This window comes from Bartonella sp. AD13SXNS (assembly GCF_042196465.1).
In the GTDB taxonomy this organism is placed as follows: Bacteria; Pseudomonadota; Alphaproteobacteria; order Rhizobiales; family Rhizobiaceae; genus Bartonella.
In genome coordinates this window covers 84,107-88,904 of the sequence record NZ_JBHIQI010000006.1, presented here as the reverse complement: position 1 = coordinate 88,904, position 4,798 = coordinate 84,107, and the positions used below count along the sequence as shown (strand labels likewise).

The 4,798-nt window shown below is 40.6% G+C and carries 6 protein-coding genes; 2 read left to right on the top strand and 4 right to left on the bottom strand.

Annotated features, from left to right (window positions below; translation table 11 throughout):
• Window positions 1-73: 73 nt before the first annotated feature.
• A complete protein-coding gene (locus tag ACFIMQ_RS05835) occupies window positions 74-403 on the bottom strand; it encodes a hypothetical protein (RefSeq protein ID WP_375611698.1) in 330 nt (109 codons plus the stop codon).
• Between the two features lie 794 nt (window positions 404-1,197).
• On the opposite strand from ACFIMQ_RS05835, the gene ACFIMQ_RS05830 reads away from it, so the two are divergent.
• The gene (locus tag ACFIMQ_RS05830) at window positions 1,198-1,566 is read left to right on the top strand and encodes a helix-turn-helix domain-containing protein (protein WP_375703589.1); all 369 of its coding nucleotides are present in this window, start codon (window positions 1,198-1,200) and stop codon (window positions 1,564-1,566) included.
• A gap of 292 nt (window positions 1,567-1,858) precedes the next feature.
• Here the strand turns inward: ACFIMQ_RS05830 and ACFIMQ_RS05825 are convergent, their stop codons facing one another.
• Both ACFIMQ_RS05825 and ACFIMQ_RS05820 read right to left on the bottom strand, forming a co-directional pair.
• Window positions 1,859-2,197: a hypothetical protein gene (locus tag ACFIMQ_RS05825; RefSeq protein WP_375703581.1), complete on the bottom strand. Its 339-nt coding sequence runs from the start codon at window positions 2,195-2,197 to the stop codon at window positions 1,859-1,861.
• Window positions 2,198-2,312: 115 nt separating this feature from the next.
• Window positions 2,313-2,651, bottom strand: coding sequence for a hypothetical protein (locus ACFIMQ_RS05820; RefSeq protein ID WP_375703580.1), 339 nt, complete (start codon window positions 2,649-2,651; stop codon window positions 2,313-2,315).
• Window positions 2,652-3,399: 748 nt separating this feature from the next.
• Here ACFIMQ_RS05820 and ACFIMQ_RS05815 point away from each other — a divergent pair.
• Complete coding sequence (locus tag ACFIMQ_RS05815) at window positions 3,400-3,771, top strand: helix-turn-helix domain-containing protein (RefSeq protein ID WP_375615991.1); 372 nt, start codon at window positions 3,400-3,402, stop codon at window positions 3,769-3,771.
• Between the two features lie 272 nt (window positions 3,772-4,043).
• Here the strand turns inward: ACFIMQ_RS05815 and ACFIMQ_RS05810 are convergent, their stop codons facing one another.
• A complete protein-coding gene (locus tag ACFIMQ_RS05810) occupies window positions 4,044-4,187 on the bottom strand; it encodes a hypothetical protein (RefSeq protein WP_375615951.1) in 144 nt (47 codons plus the stop codon).
• Window positions 4,188-4,798: the final 611 nt, after the last annotated feature.

Below are 4,798 nucleotides of genomic sequence, written 5' to 3'. Positions count from 1 at the left end.
AACATCTAGCATTCCCGTTCAAAGACAATATCCCTTAAACATCATATGCCCAACCCAACATTTTCTCGTAGCTTCAAGCCTCAGTGACCAAAGGATCAAGCTTCTTCGGTTCAGTATTTTTGGGCTTCACTGGTACAATCTCAATACGCGAAACTGTTTTAACATCTCCCCCTGCTTCTCCCGTAACCTGAAGAGGCAAGACTTTTGCCAACAGCGAAAAAAAAGGAACAGGATTATTCAACGCATGATATTGAAGATAAGACACCAGCCCATCCTCACCATAGTGATATCCAGCCTGCTCAGCGGCTGTCAAAAGAGCTTCATTAAATCGCTTTGTTGTTTTATTCAAAGTTGTTTTTTTCCGCCCTTTTCGACGTAAGGGAAGACAATGTTCATCTACCATCATCATGTTCCTTCCAACTAAAGAAAAACCAATACTTCAAACACAAAAAATGACATGAAAATCAGCAACAAAATTTAACAAGCCATCAACAATAAAAAATGAGACCACACCCTAAAAGACAAGAACCCACATAAAGCCCAAATCCTCCGCATAATTTTACAGATACACGTTTTTACGCTTTTCCATCTTTACAGAAAAAAACGAAACGAAACGCCCACATCACCACCCCACGCAGCTCTGTAAACACGGATTTGTCAACAACTCAGCTTCTCACTCTAACGGATTCCCCTGCTGATTATTTCATATGGCTATCCCACACTTCAAAGAATGGTGTTTCATCAAACACGCCAGATAAACTCTGATCTACAATTCGACTTCAAAAAGCAAATTTTCCTCTGCTAAATAAAGCTTCCACCCCGCACCGGTTTTAAACTATAATCCAACCTCTTACCCAATAAATTCCCCTACTAACATCAGATTACCGCCCCCAAACATCCCTATTTTACAGTATAACCGTACAGCAAACATTTTAATTTTTCTTGCCAATCTCCTGAAACTACTTTATTGATAGTTCTGTGTTTTTGATCGTCCACGCAACGGTCAAATAGGGATTTGAAAGCCCGAACGCTCAGTACATAAATTTATCCCGCTTTGCGGGTATCCCGGAATTCCGGGAGCTTTTGCTATGTCCAAGTGCTTGTCAGCACTAAAAGCAAAAGGCTGACTGAGCTCAGTGCTTTCAAACTCCCGGAATACTCATGCGAGGGCGCTCGCAAACCGGAGGGAAGCTTGAAGTGCAAACTAAAAATTCACATTTCAACGACATTTCAATAGGCAAAAGAATCCGTCATAGAAGAATTTCAATGGGACTTTCTCAAAAGGAATTAGGAAGCCATTTAGGTGTCAGTTTCCAACAAATCCAGAAATACGAAAAAGGTTTAAATCGTGTAAGCGCGGGGTGTTTGCTCGAAATTTCTAAAAAACTAGCAGTTCCTATGAACTTTTTTTATGCGGATCTTTTAACAGCAGATATTCCCACAAAAGAACATGCCTTACACCACGATCAAGACACATACAGCGAAAAAGAACACGCCCTTTTAAAAAACTTTAGAGAACTCGAAGCGAAAAAACAAAAAGCAATTTTGTGGTTAATTTCTGATTAGACAAAAGCACACCCATCAACATCCCTCGCCAATATATCCAACATCCTTAAAATATAAGCTTCAGATCACGACACTTCAAAGAAGGCAATTTTATCAGACACGACAGATAAGCGCTGCCCTAAAATATTCCCTCACACACTTTTCTCCAGTCAACGCGATTTATACCCCTCTTCATCCCAGCTTTCCCCGCTCCATTCACAAATGCGTCCCCTAGTTCTCCGACCACATTCCATGCCAAGACAAAAGCATACAACGCATAAATCCTTCACTTCACTTTTACGTATTCACGTTTTTACGCTTTTACATCTTTACAGAAAGCAACCAAATGAAACTTTTCCCCCAGCATCTTACACTGCGTTGTCAAGAATCCAACATCTTGTAGCAGTTTCCTCCTACCAACCCCACTCAGACAGATCAGCACACCATACCCCTCAAGCAACGGTATTTCACCACATTCAACAAGCAAGCCTTTTCTGAATATTCTTACACCCATCCCTCTCCAACACAAAGAGCGAAAGCTCCTACAAATACCGATCAATTCCGCTTCGAAGCAAAGACCCCACCCAAAAGACAAAGCTTCACACACACACCAAAAAGCTTCTCCCACAGCGCCAATTTTCACATGCTCCATCCTAGCTTTCCACTTCATTTGCAGACTCGTTCCCCAGTCCTTTCCCCCCATTCCATGTCAAGACAAAAGCATACAACGCATAAATTCTTCATTTCACTTTTACGGATTCGCGTTTTTACGCTTTTACATCTCTACAGAAAGCAACCAAATGAAACTTTTCCCCCAGCATCTTACACTGCGTTGTCAAGAATCCAACATCTTGTAGCAGTTTCCTCCTACCAACCCCACTCAGACAGATCAGCACACCATACCCCTCAAGCAACGGTATTTCACCACATTCAACAAGCAAGCCTTTTCTGAATATTCTTACACCCATCCCTCTCCAACACAAAGAGCGAAAGCTCCTACAAATACCGATCAATTCCGCTTCGAAGCAAAGACCCCACCCAAAAGACAAAGCTTCACACACACACCAAAAAGCTTCTCCCACAGCGCCAATTTTCACATGCTCCATCCTAGCTTTCCACTTCATTTGCAGACTCGTTCCCCAGTCCTTTCCCCCCATTCCATGTCAAGACAAAAGCATACAACGCATAAATCCTTCACTTCACTTTTACAGATTCACGTTTTTACGCTTTTACATCTTTACAGAAAGTAGCCAAATGAAATTTCCAAACCAGCCCACCACTCAATAAACAAGAGTCTGTAAACAATTCAACTTTTATCGCGTATATTGCACTTGGAAAACACCCCTCACCACCCCTCAAAGGATACTGTTTCACCAGACACGGATAGATAACCCCTACCCTCAAATATCCAGACACTCTCACAAAAAGCACCGTATAAATTGATATGCTTGAAGATCCGTCGACGGCATATCCTTGCCTCTAATGCCCCCATCTCACCCTACCTCAAATGACAATATTTTACAGCATAAGGCATAAGAAGATAATGAGACAATTTTTAAGATACAAAAAAATGCTCTCATTTTCCAAATCTTTTAATTGTTCTTGCCAATCTTTTGAAATTACTTTATCACTCAAAAGGTGCTTTGGTCGTCTACGCAGCGATCAATAGGGAGTTGAAGCCCGAAAACTCAAACGTTAATTTACCCCACTTTGTGGGTATCCCGGAGTTCCGGGAGTTTTTGCTATGTCCAAGTGCATCTTCGCACTAAAAGCAAAAAGCTGATTTGAGTTCAGTGCTTTCAACCTCCCGGAATACTCATGCGAGGGCGCTCGCAACCGGCAGGGGGGCTTGAAGTGCAAACAAGAAATCCACATTTCAATGATATTTCGATAGGCAAAAGAATTCGTCATAGACGAATTTCAATGGGGCTTTCTCAAAAGAAATTAGGAAGCCAGTTAGGTGTCAGTTTCCAACAAATCCAAAAATATGAAAAAGGCTTCAATCGTGTAAGCGCGGGACGCTTACAAGAAATTGCCAATATCCTAAAAGTTCCCATTACCTTTTTTTATGCCGATATTGCGATAAAAGCCGATATTGTCACAAAAGAAAATGCTCTCCCCCATGATCAAGACACCTATAGCGAAAAAGAATACGCCCTTTTAAAAAACTTTAGAGAACTCGAAGCGAAAAAACAAAAGGCAATCTTGTGGTTAATTTCTGATTAAGCAAAAGCCCATATAAAGCCCAAATCCTCTGCTTCATTTTACGGACACCGTTTTTACGCTTTTCTATATTTACAGAAAAAAACCAAACGAAACGCCCACATCAGCACCCCATGCACCACTGAGTAAACATTGATCTGTTAACAATCCAGCTAGCTTATCCAGCGGGTTTTCTTACTGATTTCAGATCACCACACCTGAAAGAGCAAAAATTCCTATAAGTACGAGTCGACAATTCCACTTCAAAAAACAGATTTCCCCACTGGATAAATCTTCTATCCCGCACCAGTTTGTAAACTATAATCCAGCCTCTTGCCAACCAAATACCCCTTATTGACTTCACAGATCACCGTTTCATTCACAAATGCGCACCCTAGTTCTCCATATTCCATACCATGATAAAAGCATACACAAAGCATAAAACCCCATCTCCTTTTTTACAGTTACACGTTTTTACGCTTTTGCGTATTTACTCTTTTACATTTTTATAAAACGAGCTCCCTTTACGCACTCAATGCATCCTTGACCTCATTCCTCAAGCAAAACTGCTTATAAAGAATTCCTTTTTCATCCAATAAAAGCGCCCCTTTTTCAAAGAGCGTTATTCTCGAGCAATGGCGGCTTTCTTAAAAATCTCTCTTAAGAGTGCACAAAAACTTATTGCTTATAGGATAAATTTTTCTCGATTCTTCTGAGGAGACATCCATTACAACTCATATTTTCCCCCCACTATACTTGGAAACATCTGATCTGTATTAATGTCCTGCTTTCCATGGAAATTTGACATCAGACACGAAATCTTTTTATGAAAGTTTTTTCCCTTTTTACGATGTTTTTTCACCAGCCTTCTCAAAGCTGTTTCCTAAATTTTTGCAACCGCTAAGCCTATAGGATTTAATGAGAAAGTTTTAGACTCTAGAAAGGATCCAACAAATCAGATCCAAACAACAGAGAAATCAGATCCAAACAACAGAGAAATCAGATCCAAACAACAGAGAAATCAGATCCAAACAACAGAGAAATCAGATCC

Excerpts from the sequence above, each read along its gene's own strand:
- ACFIMQ_RS05835 (WP_375611698.1), bottom strand. The coding sequence starts at position 403 with ATGGTAGATGAACATTGTCTTCCCTTACGTCGAAAAGGGCGGAAAAAA.
- ACFIMQ_RS05825 (WP_375703581.1), bottom strand. The coding sequence starts at position 2,197 with ATGGAGCATGTGAAAATTGGCGCTGTGGGAGAAGCTTTTTGGTGTGTG.
- ACFIMQ_RS05820 (WP_375703580.1), bottom strand. The coding sequence starts at position 2,651 with ATGGAGCATGTGAAAATTGGCGCTGTGGGAGAAGCTTTTTGGTGTGTG.
- ACFIMQ_RS05810 (WP_375615951.1), bottom strand. The coding sequence starts at position 4,187 with ATGCTTTGTGTATGCTTTTATCATGGTATGGAATATGGAGAACTAGGG.